Raw genomic sequence first — 21,567 nt, 5'->3', positions numbered from 1 at the left:
TCAGACGGGCAGGCCGTCGTGACCCCGTGCCGGCTGGTGCACGGCCAGCCAGCCGGGGAGTTCCTGCATCGGCATCGCCCGTGCGAGGTGCCAGCCCTGGACCAGGTGGCAGCCCATCGAGGTCAGCAGCTCCCAGGTGGCCTGGTCCTCCACCCCTTCGGCGACGACGTCGAGGCCGAGATGACGACCCAGGTCCACGATGGCCCGGACGATCGCCACGTCGTCGGCGCCGCGGCCCAGCGCGGAGATGAAGCTGCGGTCGATCTTCACCTCCTGCACCGGCAGCCGCTGCAGGTAGGCCAACGACGAGTACCCGGTTCCGAAGTCGTCAATCGAGAGCCGGACACCGAGCCCGCGGAGCTGGTGGAGCATCCCCACGGCGCGGCCCGGGTCGGCCATGACGGAGCTCTCCGTCACCTCCAGGGTCAGGCGGTCGGCGGGGACGTCGTGCCGCAGCAGCAGCTCCGCGACCTCGTCGACCAATGTCGGGTCCTGCAGGCTGCGGGTCGACAGGTTCACCGCGATCCCGAGGTCCAGGCCGGAAGCGCGCCAGTGCGCGCAGGCTCGCAGCGAGGCGTCCAGCACACGGCTGGTGAGCACGCCCAGGAGACCGCTGCGCTCGGCCACGGGCACGAAGTCGTCGGGCGGCACCCAGCCGCGCTCGGGATGCTCCCAGCGCACGAGGGCCTCGACCCCGACCACGCGCCCGGAGGCCGGCTCGGCCTTGGGCTGGACGTGCACGACCACCGATCCGTCGTGCAGGGCCGCCCGCAGCTCGGACACGAGGGTGAGCCGGCGAGTGCTCGTGGCGTGCAGGTCGGGGTCGTAGAGGCGTACCCCGCCCGTCGAGGACTTGGCGTCGTACATGGCCAGATCGGCCGACTTCAGCAGGGCCGCGGTCTCCGTGGCGTGCTCCGGTGCGAGCGCGATCCCCACGGAGGCGCCGATCTCCACCCAGAGGCCGTCCAGCGGCACCGGCTGCCGGAGGGCCTGCACCAGGGCGCGGGCCACGGCGAAGACGTGGTCCTCGTCCGCCGTCGCGGGAAGCAGGACGGCGAACTCGTCCCCGCCCAGCCGGGACACCGAGCCGGCGCGCCCGACCGCCGCGGTGAGCCGGGCGCCGACCTCGATCAGCAGGGCATCGCCCTGGTGGTGCCCGAGGGTGTCGTTGACCTCCTTGAACTCGTCGAGGTCCAGGATCATGACCGCGGCTCCCGGCGCCCGTCCTGCCGCCACGTCGGCCAGCGCCGCGGTCACGCCGCGCTGCAGGTGGGTGCGGTTGGGCAGCCCGGTGAGCGCGTCGTGGAGGGCGTCGTGGCGAAGACGGCCGATCAGCTCGTCGTTGCGCAACGCCACCCCGGCGTGGTTGGCGACTGTCTCCAGGAGCAGGACGTCGTCCCGGTTGAAGGTCCGGACGTCGCCGAGCCGGTCGCCGACGACCAGCGCGCCGGAGATCCCCGCCGAAGCGCTCGGCGGGACGACCACGGCGTCGCGCAGCCCGAGGCCCGCCAGCCGGCTCCGGGCCTCCGGGTCGCGGGTGCCGCGGGGCAGCAGGAGCGGTGCGTCGCACGCGACATGATCGATCGCCCGCACGTCGGTTCCCTCGTGGCGCCGCAGCTCGCCGTCGGGACCGAGGGCGACCGTGGTGGTCACCCCGTCCTGGTCGGGGGGGAACACCACCATGGCGTGCTCGCACGACAGCAGGTCCCGTGCCTCGGAGAGCACGTTGGCCAGCAGGCCCCCGGCGCCTGGCGCCGCGCTCACCGATTCGCTGAACCGCTAGAGCCGTTCGAGGTTGAGGTGGCGTGTCGCGAGTGCGGCGTAACTGCGGAAGGCGAGCAGGCACAACATCCCGCAGGCCGCCAGCAACCATCCGGCCGTCGCGGACGCGCTCAGGGTCAGGACCGCCATCAGCCCCAGGGTCGTGCCGATGAGCGGGACCACCAGCGATCCCGCGTCGGACAGGAGCGAGCGCACGTCCACTCCGCCGTCGTGGGCGGCGATGACGGCACTGATCGCCGCGGCGGCGAGGACGTCGGCCGCCAGTGCACCGGCGTACGCCGCGAGCCACGTGGCCGGGCCCGCGGGCCCGCTGTCGGGTGCCACCGCGTGGAAGACGGCGAGGGCGAGGGTCGTCTCACCGGTCAGGAGGGCGACGTTGAAGGCGAGCTTCATGGGCGGGGTGCGGCGGTACCAGAGCATCGCGACCACGCTGGCCACGGTGCGCCCGATGACGACCGCGAGCGGCGTGGCCAGGAACATCCCCACGACCAGCGGAATCTCGCTGAAGGAGATGGTCTGCGCCTCGCGCCGTCGCTGGATGTGCAGCACGAACGCCTCGCTGGCGGCGAAGCCCAGCACCATGGCCCACCAGGGCAGGGAGAGTCCCGGCAGGTAGGCGGCCTCGACCGCGAGGGCGGGCGCCAGCAGGGTCGCCAGACCGAGGAGGGCGACCATGAGCCCCAGCAGGCACAGCGTGCGGGCTCGTCGGCCCAGCCCGCCGTCGGGGTCCGGTCCGAGGGACTCGGTGGCCATCGGCGGTCCTCCCTCCCCGTTCGGTTGCTGACCAGCAGGTTCTCGACCCGGCCACCGGTCGACTGAACTGCGCCTCACCCGTTCGGGCGGCCACCGTGCGATCGCCGGCCCGGTCGCCCCGCCGGCACCCGGGCGGCGCCGGGCGGCAGCCTCGATCGTCACCTGCTCCTCGCGGCCGGCGCACCGGTCGCGAGGAGCGCGGGACCCGGCCCTCACCCGGGCGGGGGGCACCGAGGTGACGTGCGTTTCAGTCGGGCCCGATTTCAGCCGAACCAGTTCCCATGTGGTTTCGGCGGTCTGCAGTGACCCGGGAGGCGCGCGCCCACCAGCGCGGCGGTGACCGGTCGCTGCGTGCTGTCCGCGTGCTGGGCGCCGTCTCCGGCGGCGCCTGGGTCCTCGCCTCGATCGCCAGCGCCGCAGGGGTCGGCACGGTCGCCTCGCTGCTGGCCGAGAAGGGCAAGCTGGTCTTCCTCGCCTCGCTGGTGGTCATGTTCGCCGTCCGCGGCGCGGCCGGCGCCGGCCGCGCGGCCTGGTGGTGCTTCGCCGGCGCGGTGGCCTGCTACCTGGCCGGTGCGGCCGCCTACGAGTTCCACTACCGGCACGTCGCCGTCGTCCCGCAGCCGTCGTGGTCCGACGCCGCCTTCATGGGCTTCTACCCGCTGGCCTTCGTCGGACTGCTCCTGCTGATCAGGCGGCGCACCCGCCGGCTGCCGCTGAGCACCTGGCTGGACTGCGCGGTCACCGGGCTCACCGCCGCCGCGGTGGCCGCCGCCGTCGCACTCGGCGCACTCATGCAGGAGGCCGGACGGGACCTGGCCCTGATCGCCAGCATGGGATACGCCGCCGCCGACCTCTTCCTCTTCGGGCTCATCGCCGGCGGTCTGGTCCTCATCGGTCGGGACGCGAGCCCCGGCTGGTGGTGGATGACCGGCGGGCTGGCGATGTTCGTCGTCGCCGACACCGCGTACGCCTACCAGGTCGTGCACGGCACCTACGTGGTGGGCGGTCCGCTGGACACGCTGTGGGGCCTGGCGTTCATCGGCTTGGGCCTGGGCGCCTGCGTGGCGCCGCGACCGGTCCGGCTGGACACCGCCGTCGCCGCCCAGCGGCCGCTGGTCGTGCCGGCCGCCTGTGCCCTGGTCGCGCTCGGCATCCTCTTCCAGGGGTACCTCGCCGACGGCGACCCCGTGGCCGGTTCGCTGGCCATGGGTGCCGTGCTGGCCGCCCTGGCGCGCACCGGTCTGACCTTCCGCGACGTGCGGGCGCTGGCCGACAGCCTCAAGCAGGCGCGGACCGACGAGCTCACCGGCCTGCCCAACCGGCGCTCGGTGTTCGAGGCCTTCGACTCCGCCGACGAGCGACTGGCCGACGGGACCACGATCGCCGTCCTGGTGCTCGACCTCGACCGGTTCAAGGAGATCAACGACTCCCTCGGCCACTCGATCGGCGATGCGCTGCTGGTCGAGGTCGGCGGCCGGCTCCGGGAGCGGCTGCGCTCCGCGGACCTGCTCGCCCGCCTGGGCGGCGACGAGTTCGTCGTCCTCGCCGAGGACCTGGACGCCGCCGCGGCGATGGCGCTGGGCCACCGGCTGCGCGAGCAGTTCCTCCGCCCGTTCGTCTTCGACGGCGTCGAGCTCGGTGTCGACGTCAGCATCGGCATCGCCGTCGGCCCGGGCGACTCCACGAGCACCGCGGAGCTGCTGCAGCTGGCCGACCTGGCCATGTACGCGGCCAAGGGCGGCCGCCAGGGGGTCAGCGTCTTCGACGAGGACCGCGACGGGCACGGGCGGCACCGCCTGGAGGACGTCGCCCAACTGCGCCGGGCCCTGGACCGCCACGAGCTGGTGCTGCACTACCAGCCGAAGCTGGCGCTGAGCACCGGCGAGATCGACGGCGTCGAGGCGCTCGTCCGCTGGCAGCACCCCACCCGCGGGCTGCTCTACCCGGACACCTTCATCGACCTGGCGGAGTCCGCCGGCCTGATGAGCCGCCTCACCACGCAGGTCATCGACATGGCGCTGGCCCAGTCCCGGGCCTGGGCCGACGAGGGGCGCGAGCTGACCATGGCGGTCAACGTCAGCCCCTCCAACCTGGTCGACGAGCAGTTCCCCGACCACGTGGCCGCGCTGCTGCGCGACCACGGCCGGTCGGCCCGCTCCCTCGTCCTCGAGGTGACCGAGAGCCTGCTCATGGAGGACCGGGAGCGTGCCGTCCGGGTCCTGGGCCGGCTCCGGGACGACGGCGTGGGCGTGGCGATCGACGACTACGGCACCGGGCACTCGAGCCTGGCCTACCTCGCCGCGCTGCCGGTGACGGAGCTGAAGCTCGACCGCACCTTCGTCTCGGCCATGACCGGCAGTGCCCGGGCGGAGTCGATCGTCACCTCGACGCTGCAGCTGGCGCACGCCCTGGGCCTGGTGCTGGTGGCCGAGGGCGCGGAGGACCAGGCGACCGTCGACGCCCTGACCAGTCTCGGGTGCGACCTCGTCCAGGGCTACCACCTCAGCCGGCCGCTGCCCCCCGAGCAGCTCTGGCTCTGGCTGGAGGAGCGGGCCGGCACCACCGTCGGCTGAGCCGGGTCACCAGCCCGGCGTCATGCCCTCGTCCAGCCAGGTCTCGTACTCCGCGTCGGTCATCGGCCGGGCCGCGTCCAGCGCTGCCTCGAGCACCGCGCGCTCGACCCCCGGGTCCGCCGTCACCCCGACGCGGACGTCGGCGTCGAAGCGGGCGAGCTCCTGCCAGGAGCCGGTGCCGCGGAGCCACGCCCCGTCGCCGACCTGGGTGCACGACGTGATCGGCTGGTCGCCGCCGGGGGTCCACAGCGAGAACGCCGCGCACGGGTCGGACGTGGCCGGGTCGACCGGCTGGTCGCGGAACAGCCACAGCACGGCGTCCGGCCGGAGGTCGTCCCGCTCGAGGCGGGTCCAGATGAGCGGGCTGCCCGTCACCTGCGACGCGGACAGCCGGTAGCCGTCGACCTCGCTCACCCACGGGTGCTCGGTCGTGCCCACCTCGGTGGCGATGCGCTCCGCCTGCCCCTCCTCGACCGCCGCCGTCCCCGCCGGGACGACGACGGCCGCCGTCCCGGCCACGAGGAGCACGGCGGTTCCGATCCGGACCGCGCCGGGCCACTGCAGGCCCGCCAGGACGGCGAAGGGGAGGGCGACGGCGGCGAAGCGCAGCGGCACCGGCAGCACGTCGGCGACATCGGACGGTGTCTGGATCGCCCAGAGCGCGACTCCCATGGCCGCTGCCGACCCCAGGCCCCCGACGACGACGCCGCGGAGCACCGCTCCCGGTCGGCCGAGCGCTCCGGGACCGGCCGCCCGGTCGAGGGCGGCCGCCGCGACGGTGGACAGGCAGACGACGACCGCGGCGGCGATCAGGACGGCCGGCCACCTGCCGAACAGCGACGCCCCGAGCAGCGGCGTGGCCGCCATCCCGGCGAACACGCCCAGCACCCCGGCGAGCACGACGTGGCCGAGGGCCCGCCGCAGGGTCGAGGTGGGCAGCTCGGTCGGGGGAGCGGCCGCGGTCACGGCCGCAGTCTGGCAGGTGTCCGGGGACTTGCGGAACACCCCGGTCCGGTGCCGGGACGCAGAACGGGCGGGAGTCCCGGAGGACCCCCGCCCGTTCTGCCGTGCTCGGCTGCTAGCTCTTCGGCCGCGCACCGGCGCGCAGCGCGCCGAGGAGGTCGTGGTTGAGCCGCGAGATGGTCTCCATCGAGATGCCCTTCGGGCAGGCGGCGGAGCACTCGCCGATGTTCGTGCAGCCACCGAAGCCCTCGCGGTCCTGCTGCGCGATCATGTTGACCACCCGGTCGTTGCGCTCGGGCTGGCCCTGCGGCATGAGCCCGAGGTGGGTGACCTTGGCGGCGGTGAACAGCATCGAGGAGGCGTTCGGGCAGGCCGCCACGCACGCGCCGCAGCCGATGCAGGTGGCGGCGTCGAACGCGGCGTCGGAGTCGGCCTTGGGCACCGGGGTCGCGTGCGCGTCCGGGGCGGTGCCGGTGGGCACGGAGATGTAACCGCCGGCCTGGATGATCCGGTCGAACGCGCGCCGGTCGACGGCGAGGTCCTTGATCACCGGGAACGGCGAGGCGCGCCACGGCTCGATGTCGATCGAGTCGCCGTCCTTGAACGAGCGCATGTGCAGCTGGCACGTCGTCGTCTGCTGCGGGCCGTGGGCCTGCCCGTTGATCATGACGCCGCACATGCCGCAGATGCCCTCGCGGCAGTCGTGGTCGAAGGCCACCGGGTCGTCGCCCTGCAGGATCAGCTGCTCGTTGAGCACGTCGAGCATCTCGAGGAACGACATGTCGGGGGAGATGTCGGTGATCTTGTAGGTCACCATCTTGCCCTTGGCCGTCGGCCCCTGCTGGCGCCAGATGCGCAGGGTGAGGTTCATCCCGCGCTTCTCCGCGCCGGGGTTGCCGACGCTGGACTGCATGCTGGCTGTCACTTGTAGCTCCGCTGTGCGAGGTGGACGTACTCGTACTCGAGGTTCTCCTTGTGGAGCACCGGGGCCTGACCCTCCGGCGTCCACTCCCAGGCGGCGACGTAGGCGAAGTTCTCGTCGTCGCGCAGCGCCTCGCCCTCGGGGGTCTGGCTCTCCGCTCGGAAGTGCCCGCCGCAGCTCTCGCGGCGGTGCAGCGCGTCGACGCACATGAGCTCGCCGAGCTCGATGAAGTCGGCGACGCGGCCGGCGTGCTCCAGCGTCTGGTTGAACGAGTGCCAGTCGCCGCCGACCTTGAGGTTGCTCCAGAACTCCTGGCGGATCTCCCGGATGCGGTCGATGGCCTTGCGCAGCCCCTCGTCCGTGCGCTCCATGCCGCACAGGTCCCACATCAGCTGGCCGAGCTCGCGGTGGAACGACGCCGGCGTGCGGGTGCCGTTGATGTTGAGCAGCTTCTGGGTCTGCTCCTGCACGCCCTGCAGCGCCTCGACGGCGGCCGGGTGGCTCTCGTCGACCTTCTCGAAGGGGCCGTCGGCCAGGTAGCTGCTGATCGTCGACGGCAGGACGAAGTAGCCGTCGGCCAGACCCTGCATGAGCGCGCTGGCGCCCAGGCGGTTGGCGCCGTGGTCGGAGAAGTTGGCCTCACCGATGACGAACATGCCGGGGATCGTCGACTGCAGGTCGTAGTCCACCCACAGGCCGCCCATCGTGTAGTGCACGGCGGGGAAGATCCGCATCGGCGTCACGTAGGGGTCCTCGCCCGTGATCTGGGCGTACATGTCGAAGAGGTTCCCGTACTTGGCCTCGACCGCCGGGCGGCCCAGCCGCTCGATCGCCTCGGCGAAGTCGAGGTAGACCCCCAGCCCGCCGGGGCCGACCCCGCGGCCCTCGTCGCAGACGTTCTTGGCCTGGCGCGAGGCGATGTCGCGGGGCACCAGGTTGCCGAACGCCGGGTAGAGCCGCTCGAGGTAGTAGTCGCGCTCGTCCTCGGGGATGTCGTTGGCGGGGCGGTCGTCGCCACGCTCCTTGGGCACCCACACGCGGCCGTCGTTGCGCAGCGACTCCGACATCAGGGTCAGCTTCGACTGGTAGTCGCCCTTGACCGGGATGCAGGTCGGGTGGATCTGCGTGTAGCAGGGGTTGGCGAAGTACGCGCCCCGCTTGTGCGCCCGCCAGATCGCCGTGGTGTTGGAGCCCTTGGCGTTGGTGGAGAGGTAGAAGACGTTGCTGTAGCCACCGCTGGCGATGACGACGGCGTCGGCGAAGTGGGTGCTGATCTCGCCGGTGACCAGGTCCCGGGCGACGATGCCCCGGGCCCGGCCGTCGACGATGATCAGGTCCAGCATCTCCGTGCGCGCGTTCTGCTCCACGGTGCCGGCCGCGATCTGCCGCTCGAGGGCCTGGTAGGCGCCGTAGAGCAGCTGCTGGCCCGTCTGGCCGCGGGCGTAGAACGTGCGCGACACCTGCGTGCCGCCGAACGAGCGGTTGTCGAGCAGGCCGCCGTACTCGCGGGCGAAGGGCACGCCCTGGGCGACGGCCTGGTCGATGATGTTGACGCTGACCTCGGCCAGGCGGTGCACGTTGTTCTCCCGCGCCCGGAAGTCGCCGCCCTTGACCGTGTCGTAGAACAGCCGGTGCACGCTGTCGCCGTCGTTGCGGTAGTTCTTGGCGGCGTTGATCCCGCCCTGCGCGGCGACGCTGTGCGCGCGGCGCGGGCTGTCCTGGTACCAGAAGGACTTCACCTTGTAGCCGGCCTCGCCGAGCGTGGCGGCGGCGGAGCCGCCGGCCAGGCCGGTGCCGACGACGATGATCGTCATCTTGCGGCGGTTGGCCGGGTTGACCAGGCGGCCGCGGAACTGGCGCTCGCTCCAGCGCTCGCCGATCGGGACGTCGGTGGGGGCCTTGGTGTCGGCGATGGGCTCGCCGGTGGTGAACAGCTCGAGAGGCATCTGGAGGTCCTTAGTCGATGAGCCCGAAGAGGACGGAGAGGGGCACGAGGAGGAAGCCGAGCGTGAGCAGCGTCGCGAACCCGAAGGCGAAGGCGCTCACGGTCTTCTCGCGGCGGCGGTTGCTCTGGCCCAGGGTCTGGGTGGCGCTCCAGATGCCGTGCCGCAGGTGCATGCCCAGCAGGATCACCGAGATGGCGTAGAACGCCGTGACGAGCGGGTTCTCGAAGCTGGCGACGAGCCGGTCGTAGGGCGTGCTGTCGTGGCCCTCGGGGTTCACGGTGCCCGTCGTCAGGTCGAGGATGTGGTAGATGATGAAGGCCAGGATGATCACGCCGCCCCAGCGCATGGTCCGCGAGGCGTAGCTCTGCGCCACGGCCTTCTTGGTCACGTACCGCTCGGGCCGGGCGCGCTTGGCCTGGCGCCACAGCGACACCGCAGCCCAGATGTGCGCGACCACCGCGACCAGCAGGGCGATCCGGATGATCCAGAGCGTCGTCTGGCCCGGCAGCGCCGGGTTGCCGACCGTCCGGATCCAGGCCGAGTAGCTGTTGAACGACTCGGCACCGGAGAAGGCCTTGAGGTTCCCGATCATGTGCGCGATCAGGTACAGCACCATCACGATGCCGCTGACGGCCATGACGGCCTTCTTCAACACCGAGTTGGTCTTTGCAACCTTCGGAGTCCTACGACTGGCGTGCGTCACCGTCACCACAACTGACCACGCTAGGACTACCTGGGCCTTGCCACCAAGCCAACACGAGGTGACACACCTCATCTAAGGCTGCCCTCACCGCAGGTCGGCGGGCACTCGACGGTGTCCGCGCAGGTCAAGGACGTGCCGGTTGAGCCGCGCGGGCGCGGGGGAGAGGATGCCTCCGTGCCCACCCCCACCCGCGGTTTCCTCGGCCGCCGGCGCGAGCGCGACCCGCGCCTGCCGCCGGGCCAGTACGACGTCGGCGCCGACTGGCCGGTGCTCACCGCCGAGCCGACCCCGCGCATCGCCCCCGAGACCTGGAGCATCACCGTCGACGGGCGGGTGGAGAACCCCACGACCTGGACCTGGGACGAGGCGCGCCGGCTGCCGCCGTCGGAGTACCGCGGCGACATCCACTGCGTCACCACCTGGTCGAAGTTCGACACCCGGTTCACCGGCATCAGCGTCGACTCGTTGCTGGAGGTGGCCCGGCCGACCGCCGAGGCGCAGTTCGTCATGGCGACGTCGAAGACCGGCTACACCACCAACCTGCCGCTGGCCGACGTCACCGGTGGCAGGGCGTGGCTGGTGTGGGAGTTCGACGGCCGGCCGCTGACGCCCGAGCACGGCGGACCGGTGCGCCTGCTCGTCCCGCACCTGTACTTCTGGAAGAGCGCCAAGTGGATCAGCAAGCTCTCCCTGCTGACCCGGGACCAGCCCGGCTTCTGGGAGCAGAACGGCTACCACGACCGCGGCGACCCGTGGCGGCAGCAGCGGTACCAGGGTGACTGACGCCCGGCCCCTCGGCGCCGGGGTCGCCGGTGCGCCCAGCGGGGGGTGGCGCACGGCCACCGTCGCCGGCGTCCGGCGTCCCGTGCCGCGCTCGGTGCAGCTGCGGCTCGACGTCGCCGACCGGGTCGACCACCTGCCCGGCCAGCACTACGTCGTCCGGCTCACCGCCCCCGACGGCTACACCGCCCAGCGGTCGTACTCGATCGCGTCGGCACCCGGCGACCCGCTGCTGGAGCTGTTCGTCGAGCGGCTGGACGACGGCGAGGTATCCACCCACCTGGCCGACGTGGTGGAGCCCGGCGACGAGCTCGAGGTCCGTGGCCCCATCGGCGGCTGGTTCGTGTGGGACGGCGAGACGCCGGCCCTGCTCGTCGCCGGCGGCAGCGGCGTCGTGCCGTTCGTGTCGATGCTGCGCACCGCACAGGCGCTCGGGCGCACCGACCTGCTGCGCATCGCCGTCTCGGTCCGCGAGCTGGAGCTGCTGCCCTACGCCGACGAGCTGCGGGCCGCCGGGGCCCTGGTCGCCACCACGCGCGAACCCAGCGGCATCCGGCCCGCCGGCCGGCTGACCGCCGCCGACCTCGTGCCGCTCTGGGAACCGGGCCAGACGGCGTTCGTCTGCGGCTCCGCCTCCTTCGCCGGGGCGGCCACGCGGCTGCTGGAGGCGCTCGGCATCCCCGCGGAGTCCATCCGGGTGGAGCAGTTCGGCCCCAGCGGCGGACCGGCCTGACGGCCGGCCCGCCACCGGCGCTCCTCAGCCGAGGGCCGGCCTGCCCGCCGTGAACAGCCACGTCCGGAAGAGGTCGTCGAGCTCGCGCCCGGACACGGCCTCGGCATGCGCCACGAAGTCGTCCGTGGTGACCGCCTGACCGGCGTACGTCGCCACCCACGTGCGCAGGATGTCGAAGAACGCCTCGTCACCGACGACGAGCCGCAGCGAGTGCAGCGTCATCGCGCCCCGGTAGTACACGGCCGCGTCGAACAGCTCCTCGGTCGCCGGTCCCGGGTCACCGATGATGACGTCCCAGAAGCCCGGTGGCAGGTCCGTGGCGTCGTAGAGGGACCGGAACTCCTCCTCGACGGTGGAGAGGCCCTCGCGCTCCAGCCACAGCCACTCGGCGTAGGTCGCCATGCCCTCGTTGAGCCAGATGTGCTGCCAGGCCGCCAGCCGCACCAGGTCGCCGGTCCACTGGTGGGCCAGCTCGTGCACGACGACGACGTCGGCCAGCACCGGGTCGGTGAAGAAGTCCTGCGCGTAGACCGGACGGGTCTGCGTCTCCAGGGCGAACGCCAGCTCCGGGTGGTGGTCGACGATGCCGCCGGAGGCCCTGAACGGGTACGGCCCGAAGTACTCCGCCAGGAAACCGTTGATCTCCGGTTGCCTGGCGAACGAGGCGTCGACGGTCTCGCCGATCGAGGCACCTTCCGGGCCGGGCTCCTTGTAGAGGTCGGGATCGACGGCGTCCCAGTACCGGATCCCGTCGGCCGCGTACTCGCGGACGTCGAAGTCGCCGACCGCGAGGGTCACCAGGTAGGTGGCCATCGGCTCCCGGGCCTTCCACACCCAGGTCGTGCGGCCATGTTCGGTCCACGTGCCCTTGAGCACGCCGTTGGAGATGCCCGCGAGCCCTTCGGGCACCGTGACCGCGACGCTGACAGAGGCGTCGTCGAGGGGGTGGTCGTTGGCCGGGAACCAGGTCGCCGCGGCGTCCGGCTGCCCGGCGACGACGGCGCCGTCGTCGGTGTGCATGAAGCCGCTGACGCCGAACGCGTCGGTGATCGTCTGCGGCACGCCGTCGTAGGCGACGACGACCGTGAAGTCCTTGCCGTGCTTGAGCGAACGCTCCGGGACGACCGTCAGCTCGCCCCCCTCGCGGTGCCAGCCGGCGGCCTTGCCGTCGACGGTGATCGAGTGGACCGTCATGCCCTCGAGGTCGAGGTTGAAGCTCGACAGGTGCTGCGTCGCCGTGGCCGTGATGGTGGCGAGGCCGGTGAGCACGTCGGTGTGCGGGTCGTACGCGACGTCGAGGTCGTAGTGCCCGACGTCGTAGCCGCCGTTGCCGTCGAGGGGGAAGTAGGGATCACCGATCCCCGGTGCGCCCGGGGATCCCCCCGATCGGTGGTCGGCGTCGTCGGCGGCCGCCGCTGTGGGCGCCAGGCCCACGAGCACGGTGGTCGCTGTCAGGACTGCGAGTCTGCGGTTCATGGCCGCTCCCGGAGAGAAGGGGTGACGTGCCGTGCGAGGACCCCGCGCAGGCTAGGCCGAGCGCGCGGGCGACGGCGGCGGCGAGGTGACCGGTGGCTGACCCCGAGTTCCGGTCGCTCGCGTGCCGTTACAGCCCGGGGAGGCGTGCTCGCCAACCATCGGTTAGCCGCCGGGCGGTCGACGGGTAGGGAGGCTGCATGACGACGACCGCCCCGCACCCGACCCCGGCGCTGGACCCGGCACTGGTCTCCCGGCTGGCCGCGCTGGTCACCGCCGCACCCGACCGTCCCCGGCAGGCCTCGCACGCACCCTTCACCGGAGAGGTCGTCGGCGAGGTCCCGACCTGCACCGCCGAGGACGTTCGCGAGGCCCAGCGGCGGGCCCGCGCGGCGCAGGTGGCGTGGGCGCGGCGTCCGATCGCCGAGCGCGCCGCGGTGATGCTGCGCTACCACGACCTGGTCCTGGAGCGGCAGGAGCAGATCCTCGACGTCGCGCAGGCCGAGACCGGCAAGGCACGGGTGAGCGCCTTCGAGGAGCTGGCCGACGTCGCGATGACCGCCCGGTACTACGCCAACACCGCAGCGAAGCACCTCCGCCCGACCCGCCGCCAGGGCGCCCTGCCGGTGCTGACCCGCACGGTGGAGCACCACCACCCCAAGGGGCTGATCGGCGTCATCAGCCCGTGGAACTACCCGCTGACCCTCGCCGTCTCCGACGCGATCCCGGCGCTGCTGGCCGGCAACGGCATCGTGCTCAAGCCCGACGCGCAGACGCCGTTCACCGCGCTCATCGCCGTCGAGCTCCTGTTCGAGGCGGGCCTGCCCCGGGAGCTGTTCCAGGTGGTCACCGGTGCCGGGCGAGACCTGGGCACCCCGCTGATCGAGGGCGTCGAGTACCTGATGTTCACCGGCTCCACCGCCACCGGCCGGATCGTCGCCGAGCAGTGCGCGCGCCGGCTGATCGGCTTCTCCGCGGAGCTCGGCGGCAAGAACCCGATGATCGTGCTGGCCGACGCCGACCTGGGGAAGACCGTCGAGGGCGCCGTCCGCGCCTGCTTCTCCAACTCCGGCCAGCTGTGCATCTCGGTGGAGCGGATGTACGTGGAGGACGGGATCTACGACCGGTTCGTGCCGGCGTTCGTCGAGCGGGTGGAGCGGATGAAGCTCGCCACCGGCCTGACCTGGGAGGCCGAGATGGGCTCGCTGGTGAGCGAGGACCAGCTCGACGTCGTCTCCCGGCACGTCGACGACGCCGTCGCCAAGGGCGCCCGGGTGCTCGCCGGTGGCAAGGCCCGGCCCGACCTCGGCCCGCTGTTCTACGAGCCCACCGTGCTGGAGGGCGTCACCGACGGGATGGAGCTGGCCCGCGACGAGACGTTCGGCCCGGTGGTCGCCGTCGCCCGGGTGCGGGACGCCGAGGAGGCGGTCGAGCGGGCCAACGACACCGAGTACGGGCTGAACGCCAGCATCTGGACGACGCCGGCACGGGGCGCGGAGCTCGCCACCCGCATCCAGGCCGGCACGGTCAACGTCAACGAGGCCTACGCCGCGACCTGGGCCTCGCACGATGCGCCGATGGGCGGGATGAAGGACTCCGGCGTGGGCCGGCGGCACGGCCGCGAGGGCATCCTCAAGTACACCGAGAGCCAGACCGTCGCCGTCCAGCGCGGGCTGCCCGTCGGCCCGATGCCCGGACTGCCGCTGGAGCGCTACGCCACCGTCATGACCGCCGGTCTCAAGGCGCTGAAGCGGATGCCGTTCCTGAAGTGACCTCCGGGCCCGCCGGCGTCAGATCCAGCCGTGCCGGCGGGCCTCGGTGACGGCGGCGTGCCGGTTGTGCGCACCGAGCTTGGCGGCCGCTGCGGAGAGGTGGTTGCGGACCGTGCCGGGGGAGAGGTGCGCCCGGGCGGCGATCTCCTCGACCGGCGCCCCGCCGGCGGCCAGCTCCAGGATGTCGGCCTCGCGCGGGGTGAGCGGGCTGTCCCCGGCGCTGATCGCCTCCGCAGCCAGTTCCGGGTCCACGTAGCGGCCGCCACCGTGCACCGTCCGGACGACCGCGGTCAGCACGCCGGAGTTCACGGTCTTGGGCAGGAAGCCCCGGACGCCCGCCTCCAGCGCCCGCTTGAGGTGGCCGGGCCGGCCGTGCCCGGTCACGATGACCAGCCCGCAGCCGGGGACGACGGCGGCGAGCTCGGCGGCCAGCGAGATGCCGTCGCGGTCGGGCAGCTGGAGGTCCAGCACCGCCACGTCGGGGGCGTGCGCCCGCGCCAGGGCCAGCGCCTCGGCCGCCGAGGCGGCCTCGGCCACGACCTCGAGGTCGTCCTCCAGCGCCAGCAGCGCGGCCAGCGCCGAGCGGATCAGGTTCTCGTCGTCGGCGAGCAGGATCCGGATCATGCGCCGGCTCGCAGGGGGAGCCGGGCGGTGAGCGCGAACCGTCCGCCGTCGGCGCCGGCGGTCAGCTGCCCACCGAGCGCGTCGAGTCGTTCGGCCAGCCCGGTGAGGCCGTTGCCCCACGGGGCTGCCGAGTCAGCCGCTCCGTCGTTGACCACGGACAGCTCGACCTCCCGCTCGGCGACGCACAGGGAGATCGTGCACTGCCCGGCGTGGCTGTGCCGGAGCACGTTGGTCACCGCCTCGCGCACCACCCAGCCCAGCGCCGTGTGCACCTGCTCCGGTAGGTCGGCGCCCCCGTCCTCGCCGGCGACGGTGCACGCCACGCCTGCGGCCCGCAGCACGGATCGGGCACCGGCCAGCTCTCCGGCGAGGTCCGCCGTGCGGTAGCCCCGCACCACCTCGCGCACCTCGCGCAGGGAGCCCTCGGCGATCCGGCTGATGTCCGTGAGCTCCTCCGCTGCCCCCGGCTGTCCCCGGCGCACCAGCTCGCCGGCCAGCTGGCTCTTCACCGCGATGGTGGACAGGTCCCGGCCCATGACGTCGTGCAGGTCGCGGGCGAAGCGCAGCCGTTCCTCGGCGAGCGCCAGCTGCAGCTGCACCCCGCGGCTGCGCGCCATCTCCCGCACCACGTCCAGCACCCACACGGAGAACCGGAAGGCGGCGACCACCCCGACCACCGCGAGGGCCAGCACGAAGCCCTGCGCCACCGCGGCCGCGGCCGGTGTGCCGTCGAGGTGGGCGGCGAACCCGCTGAGCACCCCCACCGTGGCGGTGTGCGGCAGCAGTCGGCGGGTCGGCCAGACCGTCGAGCAGGTGGTCAGGACGACGCCCAGCGGGATCGCCACCGACCACGGGACGGCGGGGTCGGGTTCGCCGCCGCCGCCGCTGAAGGCCCACGCCCCGGCGGCCGCCATCAGCCCCGCGGCCGCGAAGGAACCCGCGAGGGCGGCGGGCGGCAGGGCGTCGCCGTTGCCGTGCGCGGCCAGGCCACGGCGGGTGAGCACCACCCCGCCGACGGCGGTACCGGCCGCGCCGAGGAGGAACGCTCCCACCGCGAGATCGGGGACGTGCCGCGCGGCGCTGCCGAGCATGGCAATGGCGAGCAGCGGGACCGCGGCGAGCAGCGAGTAGAACGACCAGCGGGTGTAGAGCTCGATCCGCTCGGGGTCGGTACGGCTGCCCCACCACCCGGTCACGGTCGGCACGGCGCCCATGGTGCCCGATGCCCGGGGAGCGCCGCGCTCACCGCCGCGGCGCCCAGCGGAATCCGCGCCGGGCGAGCGAACCGCCGACGCCCAGCCAGGCAGCGAGCACCGCGAGCGGGAGGAGGGCGGCGGTCCACGCACCGGCCCAGTCCACCGCCGCACCGCTCCAGGTCAGTCCGGCCAGGCCGAGCTGGCTCAGCTCGACGATCGGGGTGAGCGGCAGGAACCGGGCGGCGGTGGCGAGCGGATCGGGCAGCACCGACAGCGGGAAGAACAGCCCGGACAGCGTGGTGGAGACCAGCAGCAGCGGCAGCGCGGTGATCTGCGCGCTCTCGGACGTGCGGGTGAACGCGGTGCTCGCCGCCGCCAGCAGCAGCATCAGCGCGCCGCCGCCGATCAGGGCCACCAGCGGCAGGACGACGTCCACGGGCGCCGTCCACTCGCCCAGGGCGGCGGTCCCGGCCCCGACGAGGGCCACCTGGCCGAACGTGATCAGCAGGGTCGGCGCGGCGGTCCCGAGGAGGACCTCCGCACCCGTGAGCTCGCCGGTGCGCATCCGCTGGAGGACCAGGTCCTCCCGCCGGGCGACGAACGTGGCGAGCAGGTTGGTGTAGGTCAGGAAGACCAGCATCACCCCGATCGCGCTGACCACCAGCCGGGGGCCGACCTGGATCTCGCCGCCACCGAAGCCGAGCACCGGGACGGCGGCGACCAGGAGCAGCGGCAGCAGCAGCGAGTTCACCACCGCGGTGCGGTTGCGGAGGAACAGCCGGGTCTCGGCACGGGCGAGGGCGAGGGTGCGCCGGGTGCGGCTGGGCCCGGTGGCGGACGAAGCGGCGGTCGAGGCGGTCGAGGCGGTCGTGGCGGTGGGCATCAGGCACTCCTGCTCTCGGGGGTGGACCGGTCGGACGTGGTGGTCGCGCCGTCGGCGACGGCGAGGAAGGCCCGTTCCAGGGAGGCCGCCCGCGCCTGGAGGCCGGTGAGGGTGAGCTCCCGGTCGGCGGCCCACGCCAGCAGGGCGGTCAGCGCCGGCTGGAGGTCGTGGGTGTGCAGCTCGACGCGCGGGGACGGGGTGACGACCCGGACGCCCGGCAGCGGCGGCAGCGGGGGAGCGGCCGGCCCCAGGTCGAACCGGATGGTGGCCGGCTGGGTCGCCGCGATCTCGGTGGGAGTGCCCTCCAGCTCGATCCGGCCGGAGCGCAGGATGGCGATCCGGTCGGCCAGCTCCTCGGCCTCCTCGAGGTGGTGCGTGGTCAGGACGACGGCCGTCCCGCCCCGGACCATCTCCCGCACGAGCGACCAGACGGTCCGCCGGCTCTCCGGGTCCAGCCCGGTGGTCGGTTCGTCCAGCACCAGGACCCGCGGGCGGCCGAGGAGGGCGAGGGCGAGGTCCAGGCGTCGGCGCTCACCGCCGGAGAGGCTCCGCACGCGGACATCGGCCCGGCCGGTCATGTCGACCTGGGCCAGCGCCTCCTCGACGGGGCGCGGATCGGTGAGCGTGCGGGCCCAGGTGGTGACCGTCTCGCCGACGGTGAGGTCACCGGGCAGCCCGCTGGACTGCAGCAGCACGCCGAGGTGCGGGCGCACGGTGGCGTGGTCGCGGCGGGGGTCGCCGCCGAGTACCCGCACGGTCCCGCCGTCCGGGCGTGCCAGCCCTTCGAGGACCTCGAGTGCGGACGTCTTGCCGGCGCCGTTGACCCCGAGCAGGGCGAACACCTCGCCGGGGTGGACCTCGAACGAGATCCCGCGCACGGCCTCGAAGGAGCCGTAGCGGCGCTGCAGGTCCACGACCTCCACGGCCGGGGCGTCGCCGGACCTGCTGGTCCGCGTGCGGGTGGGGTGCGCGTCGACGCCGGTCACCTGACCTCCTCGGTGCGTCCCACCGGCCGCCGTCGGGCCGGTTCTCTCGGACGCACCTCAGACGCTGCCGTGCTCCGGGCCCCGCGTCAGGTGCCGTCGTGCACGATCTCGGCCCGCCGTCGCACGGCCGACCCGTGACGTACGTCAGGGGTCTACCGGACGACGCAGGGCGGGACGGCAGCTGCCGTCCCGCCCTGCGGCGGATCATCGGGATCAGACGGTCGGCGGCACCATCGAGGCGCGCACCAGCGGGGTGCGGTCCCAGGCGCGGTGCATGCCCAGGGCCGCGATGGTCTCCGCGGCCATGGCGGCGTTGGCCTTCCGGCCGGTGATCACCCCGGGCGCCTTCGGGTCGATGCCGGCGGCGCGCAGCACCTCGACGCCGTCGCCCCAGGCGCCGATGCCCTTCAGGTGGCGGAACGCCTCCTGCAGCATGACCAGGGCGCGGAAGTCGCCGTCCTTGGGTGCGCCGTCGGCGACGACGATCGCGTCGAACTCGATCGACCGGCCGGTGGCGAACGTGCGCTCGACGATCTCCACGTCCCGGCCGCTGACCAGCTGCCCGCCGTGCGGGGCGATCACCTTGAGCTGCGCGCCCTCCGCCTCCAGGGCGGCGCGCAGCTTCGCGATGCCCTTGAGGTCGGCCTTCGGCCCGGCGACGACGCCGACGATGCGCCCGGCGATCGGGAACGGGGTCGGCTTGATCTGGCGCAGGGCCGGCGACTCGCCCCGCACCTTCTCGGCCTTGATCTTCTTCGGCACCGGGAGCCCCAGCCCGGCGGCGACCTGGGCGCAGAGATCGGCGTCGATGCGGGCCAGGACCGTCAGTGCCCGCTCCTTGATCGGCTGCTCGAAGCACTTGCCGAGCTCGAAGGTGTAGGCGTCGATCACGTGCTGCTGCTCGATGCTGGTCAGGCTCCGGTAGAACATCGCCGGCTGCGAGTAGTGGTCGTCGAACGACGCCGGCGCGGTCCGGCCCACGTCGCCGCTGACCGGCCGCGGCACGTGCACGTAGCCGCCCTCGGACCAGTCGGCCGGGAAGGGGCTGCCGCCGTCGACCGAGTTCGGGGTGTACGGCGCCTGTCCCTGGTGGACGGCGTGCTGGTGGAAGCCGTCGCGGGTGTTGTCGTTGACCGGGGCGTGCGGCCGGTTGATCGGGATCTGGGTGAAGTTGGGCCCGCCGAGCCGGCTGAGCTGGGTGTCCAGGTAGGAGAAGTTGCGGCCCTGGAGCAGCGGGTCGTTGGTGACCTCGATGCCGGGCACCAGGTGCCCGGTGTGGAAGGCGACCTGCTCGGTCTCGGCGAAGAAGTTCGTCGGGTTGGCGTTTAGCACCAGCCGGCCGATGGGCTGCACCGGGGCGAGCTCCTCGGGCACGATCTTGGTCGGGTCGAGCAGGTCGATGCCCTGGAAGGTCTCATCCGGGGTGTCGGGGAAGACCTGGATGCCCAGCTCCCATTCCGGGAAGGCGCCGGCCTCGATCGACTCGTAGAGGTCGCGGCGGTGGAAGTCGGGGTCGAAGCCCGCGGCGAGCTGGGCCTCCTCCCAGGTGAGGGAGTGCACGCCGAGCTTGGGCTTCCAGTGGAACTTGACCAGCGCCGTCTGCCGCTTGTCGTTGACCAGCCGGAAGGTGTGGACGCCGAAGCCCTCCATCGTCCGGTAGCTGCGCGGGATGCCGCGGTCGCTCATGTTCCAGATCGTGTGGTGGGTGGCCTCGGTGTGGAGGGTGACGAAGTCCCAGAACGTGTCGTGCGCCGACTGTGCTTGGGGGATCTCGTGGTCGGGGTGCGGCTTGGCCGCGTGCACGATGTCGGGGAACTTGATGGCGTCCTGGATGAAGAAGACCGGCATGTTGTTGCCGACCAGGTCCCAGGTGCCTTCCTTCGTGTAGAACTTCGTCGCGAACCCGCGGGTGTCGCGCACCGTGTCGGCCGAGCCGCGGGAGCCCAGCACCGTGGAGAACCGCACGAAGACCGGCGTCTCCAGGCCCTTCTCGGCCAGGACCGCGGCCCGGGTCACCTTGCCGGCCGTGCCGTACGCGGTGAAGACGCCGTGCGCGCCCGCGCCGCGGGCGTGGACCACGCGCTCCGGGATGCGCTCGTGGTCGAAGTGCATGATCTTCTCGCGGAGGTGGAAGTCCTCCAGCAGCACCGGGCCGCGCGGCCCCGCCTTGAGCGAGTGGTCGGTGTCGGCGATGCGGACACCGTTCGGGGTGGTCAGCGTGTCGCCGGCCTGGGCCCGCGGGTCGCGCCCGTCCTTGGGTCCTTCGAAGCCCACACCGGTCGGACTCACGGTTCGGGGCGCGGACATGTTGGGCTTGCGCGTGGGGGGCACGGGGTCTCCTGACAGACAATCGGCTTCTTCGATCTTGGTCGCGGTACCCGGATGGTTGACCTGTGCAAACGATTGCTTCCACAGGGCGGGAGCGCTCGAGCCTTCAGCCGTGGAGCACGCCGGGCCAGGATGGGGACACCGGACACCGGGAGGTCTCGTGCAGGGTGCCGCCGCCGTCGGGCTCGCCGCGTTGATGACCGGGTCGGGCATCGGTCATGCCGTCGTCCCGTCCTACTTCCGCGGGCTGGTCCCGCCATGGGTGCCCGCCCCGGGAGCGGCGGTGGCGATCAGCGGGGCCGCGGACGTGCTCGCCGGGGTGCTGCTGGCCCGGCCGACGACGCGCAGGTCGGGTGCCTGGCTGGCCGCCGGGCTGGTGGCCGCCTACCTGCCGGCCCACCTGGACCCGCTGCGGCGGGCGTCGGCGGCGCAGCGCCCGTACGACCGGGTGCCGGGTGTCGCGGCCCGGGTGCTGGTGAACCTCGGCTACATCGGCTGGGCGGTCGCGGTGGCCCGCGGCTCACGGGAGTTCAGCCGAACACCCGCCGTGCCTCGGCGAGGACGACAGGGCTGAGCACCGGGGCCCACTGCTCGGTGAGCCGCCGGAACCAGGCGCCGTTCTCGTCCAGGAATCCCGGCGCGTGCTCGGCGACGTCGATCTCGTTGACCAGGCTCAGGTCGGCGAAGTCCCGCAGCTGCTCGTCGTCCAGCTCCTCGGCGGTACCGGTGTGCCGGTCGTGCACCCGGCGGGATCCGGCAAGGTCCGGCCAGGTGAGCTGCCGGTCGCAGGCGCCGTACCGGTGCACCAGCTCTTCCGCGGCCGGCCCGATGATCCCGGCCAGCAGGGGGCGCTCGTCGTCGGCGAGCAGCCGGACGTCGAAGCCCTGGGTGCCGTAGACCGCGTGCGCCCGGCCGGCCAGCTGGACGTCGAGGGGCAGCCCCAGCCCGGCCAGCCGCCCCTGCACCCGCGCGAGGTGGCCGGCCAGCGTGCCGCCGGGGTGCGCGACGTCCGCGGCGCCGCGCTCGCGCAGCAGCGCGTCGAGCCGATCGGTGGGGTCCATGGCCGGACCGTACTAGGTGTTGTGGGTCATGAGGTTGGTGACGGCGGGCGGGTAGGCGCCGAGACGTAGGACGGGTCCCCGGCGGCAGG

18 protein-coding genes are annotated in these 21,567 nt (G+C 73.1%); 5 read left to right on the top strand and 13 right to left on the bottom strand.

All coding sequences use genetic code 11. From position 1 onward, the window contains the following. Positions 1-1,764, bottom strand: a complete 1,764-nt coding sequence (locus GCU60_RS18495) for an EAL domain-containing protein (protein ID WP_163207918.1) — start codon at positions 1,762-1,764, stop codon at positions 1-3. Positions 1,765-1,779: 15 nt separating this feature from the next. Further along, positions 1,780-2,535, bottom strand: a complete 756-nt coding sequence (locus GCU60_RS18490; protein WP_163207916.1) for a hypothetical protein — start codon at positions 2,533-2,535, stop codon at positions 1,780-1,782. A 302-nt stretch (positions 2,536-2,837) separates the two neighbouring features. On the opposite strand from GCU60_RS18490, the gene GCU60_RS21970 reads away from it, so the two are divergent. Next, on the top strand, positions 2,838-5,108 hold the full coding sequence (locus GCU60_RS21970; protein ID WP_163207914.1) for an EAL domain-containing protein: 2,271 nt from the start codon (positions 2,838-2,840) through the stop codon (positions 5,106-5,108). A gap of 6 nt (positions 5,109-5,114) precedes the next feature. Here GCU60_RS21970 and GCU60_RS18480 read toward each other — a convergent pair whose 3' ends face one another. The 4 genes from GCU60_RS18480 to GCU60_RS18465 form a co-directional block, all read right to left on the bottom strand. Beyond that, positions 5,115-6,074: a hypothetical protein gene (locus GCU60_RS18480; RefSeq protein ID WP_163207912.1), complete on the bottom strand. Its 960-nt coding sequence runs from the start codon at positions 6,072-6,074 to the stop codon at positions 5,115-5,117. Between the two features lie 112 nt (positions 6,075-6,186). Continuing rightward, on the bottom strand, positions 6,187-6,996 hold the full coding sequence (locus GCU60_RS18475) for a succinate dehydrogenase/fumarate reductase iron-sulfur subunit (protein WP_345770694.1): 810 nt from the start codon (positions 6,994-6,996) through the stop codon (positions 6,187-6,189). Next, positions 6,993-8,939 carry a fumarate reductase/succinate dehydrogenase flavoprotein subunit gene (locus GCU60_RS18470; protein WP_163207910.1) on the bottom strand — a complete coding sequence of 649 codons (1,947 nt, stop codon included), beginning with the start codon at positions 8,937-8,939 and terminating at the stop codon, positions 6,993-6,995. The genes GCU60_RS18475 and GCU60_RS18470 overlap by 4 nt, the downstream gene beginning before the upstream one ends. Positions 8,940-8,949: 10 nt before the next feature. Further along, complete coding sequence (locus tag GCU60_RS18465) at positions 8,950-9,594, bottom strand: succinate dehydrogenase cytochrome b subunit (protein ID WP_345770693.1); 645 nt, start codon at positions 9,592-9,594, stop codon at positions 8,950-8,952. A 222-nt stretch (positions 9,595-9,816) separates the two neighbouring features. Between GCU60_RS18465 and GCU60_RS18460 the strand changes: the two genes are divergently transcribed. Together GCU60_RS18460 and GCU60_RS18455 are read left to right on the top strand one after the other, a co-directional pair. Next, positions 9,817-10,425, top strand: coding sequence for a molybdopterin-dependent oxidoreductase (locus GCU60_RS18460; RefSeq protein ID WP_163207906.1), 609 nt, complete (start codon positions 9,817-9,819; stop codon positions 10,423-10,425). Next, the gene (locus GCU60_RS18455) at positions 10,418-11,155 is read left to right on the top strand and encodes an FAD-binding oxidoreductase (protein ID WP_345770692.1); all 738 of its coding nucleotides are present in this window, start codon (positions 10,418-10,420) and stop codon (positions 11,153-11,155) included. The genes GCU60_RS18460 and GCU60_RS18455 overlap by 8 nt, the downstream gene beginning before the upstream one ends. A gap of 24 nt (positions 11,156-11,179) precedes the next feature. Here the strand turns inward: GCU60_RS18455 and GCU60_RS18450 are convergent, their stop codons facing one another. Further along, positions 11,180-12,631 (bottom strand): M1 family metallopeptidase, encoded by a 1,452-nt coding sequence (locus GCU60_RS18450; RefSeq protein ID WP_163207904.1) that lies wholly within the window; start codon positions 12,629-12,631, stop codon positions 11,180-11,182. Positions 12,632-12,828: 197 nt separating this feature from the next. Between GCU60_RS18450 and GCU60_RS18445 the strand changes: the two genes are divergently transcribed. Next, positions 12,829-14,400: a succinic semialdehyde dehydrogenase gene (locus tag GCU60_RS18445; protein WP_163207902.1), complete on the top strand. Its 1,572-nt coding sequence runs from the start codon at positions 12,829-12,831 to the stop codon at positions 14,398-14,400. An 18-nt stretch (positions 14,401-14,418) separates the two neighbouring features. On the opposite strand, the gene GCU60_RS18440 is transcribed toward GCU60_RS18445, so the two are convergent. From GCU60_RS18440 to GCU60_RS18420, 5 genes are all read right to left on the bottom strand, one after another. Beyond that, positions 14,419-15,024: a response regulator transcription factor gene (locus GCU60_RS18440; protein WP_163207900.1), complete on the bottom strand. Its 606-nt coding sequence runs from the start codon at positions 15,022-15,024 to the stop codon at positions 14,419-14,421. Further along, complete coding sequence (locus GCU60_RS21965; RefSeq protein WP_163207898.1) at positions 15,021-16,229, bottom strand: histidine kinase; 1,209 nt, start codon at positions 16,227-16,229, stop codon at positions 15,021-15,023. Before GCU60_RS21965 ends, GCU60_RS18440 begins: the two co-directional genes overlap by 4 nt. Positions 16,230-16,266: 37 nt before the next feature. After that, positions 16,267-17,103 carry an ABC transporter permease gene (locus tag GCU60_RS18430; RefSeq protein WP_163207896.1) on the bottom strand — a complete coding sequence of 279 codons (837 nt, stop codon included), beginning with the start codon at positions 17,101-17,103 and terminating at the stop codon, positions 16,267-16,269. Further along, positions 17,103-18,089, bottom strand: coding sequence for an ABC transporter ATP-binding protein (locus GCU60_RS18425; protein ID WP_345770691.1), 987 nt, complete (start codon positions 18,087-18,089; stop codon positions 17,103-17,105). The genes GCU60_RS18430 and GCU60_RS18425 overlap by 1 nt, the downstream gene beginning before the upstream one ends. Before the next feature lie 213 nt (positions 18,090-18,302). Beyond that, positions 18,303-20,420 (bottom strand): catalase, encoded by a 2,118-nt coding sequence (locus GCU60_RS18420; protein ID WP_163207894.1) that lies wholly within the window; start codon positions 20,418-20,420, stop codon positions 18,303-18,305. 157 nt (positions 20,421-20,577) lie between these two features. Here GCU60_RS18420 and GCU60_RS18415 point away from each other — a divergent pair, with 157 nt between their 5' ends. After that, positions 20,578-20,991, top strand: coding sequence for a DoxX family protein (locus tag GCU60_RS18415; protein WP_163207892.1), 414 nt, complete (start codon positions 20,578-20,580; stop codon positions 20,989-20,991). Here the strand turns inward: GCU60_RS18415 and GCU60_RS18410 are convergent. Continuing rightward, positions 20,948-21,478 (bottom strand): DUF6817 domain-containing protein, encoded by a 531-nt coding sequence (locus tag GCU60_RS18410; protein WP_163207890.1) that lies wholly within the window; start codon positions 21,476-21,478, stop codon positions 20,948-20,950. The genes GCU60_RS18415 and GCU60_RS18410 overlap by 44 nt on opposite strands. Positions 21,479-21,567 lie beyond the last annotated feature (89 nt).

This window comes from Blastococcus saxobsidens, from assembly GCF_010682065.1.
GTDB classification, from domain to species: Bacteria; Actinomycetota; Actinomycetes; order Mycobacteriales; family Geodermatophilaceae; genus Blastococcus; species Blastococcus saxobsidens_B.
Note: the sequence above shows the minus strand (reverse complement) of the source record. Positions and strands in the feature narration are given on the sequence as shown.

What these genes read in the sequence shown, in the direction of transcription:
- GCU60_RS18450 (WP_163207904.1), bottom strand. Translation starts at nt 12,631, where the DNA reads ATGAACCGCAGACTCGCAGTCCTGACAGCGACCACCGTGCTCGTGGGC.
- GCU60_RS18470 (WP_163207910.1), bottom strand. Translation starts at nt 8,939, where the DNA reads ATGCCTCTCGAGCTGTTCACCACCGGCGAGCCCATCGCCGACACCAAG.
- GCU60_RS18445 (WP_163207902.1), top strand. Translation starts at nt 12,829, where the DNA reads ATGACGACGACCGCCCCGCACCCGACCCCGGCGCTGGACCCGGCACTG.
- GCU60_RS18440 (WP_163207900.1), bottom strand. Translation starts at nt 15,024, where the DNA reads ATGATCCGGATCCTGCTCGCCGACGACGAGAACCTGATCCGCTCGGCG.
- GCU60_RS18490 (WP_163207916.1), bottom strand. Translation starts at nt 2,535, where the DNA reads ATGGCCACCGAGTCCCTCGGACCGGACCCCGACGGCGGGCTGGGCCGA.
- GCU60_RS18430 (WP_163207896.1), bottom strand. Translation starts at nt 17,103, where the DNA reads ATGCCCACCGCCACGACCGCCTCGACCGCCTCGACCGCCGCTTCGTCC.
- GCU60_RS18410 (WP_163207890.1), bottom strand. Translation starts at nt 21,478, where the DNA reads ATGGACCCCACCGATCGGCTCGACGCGCTGCTGCGCGAGCGCGGCGCC.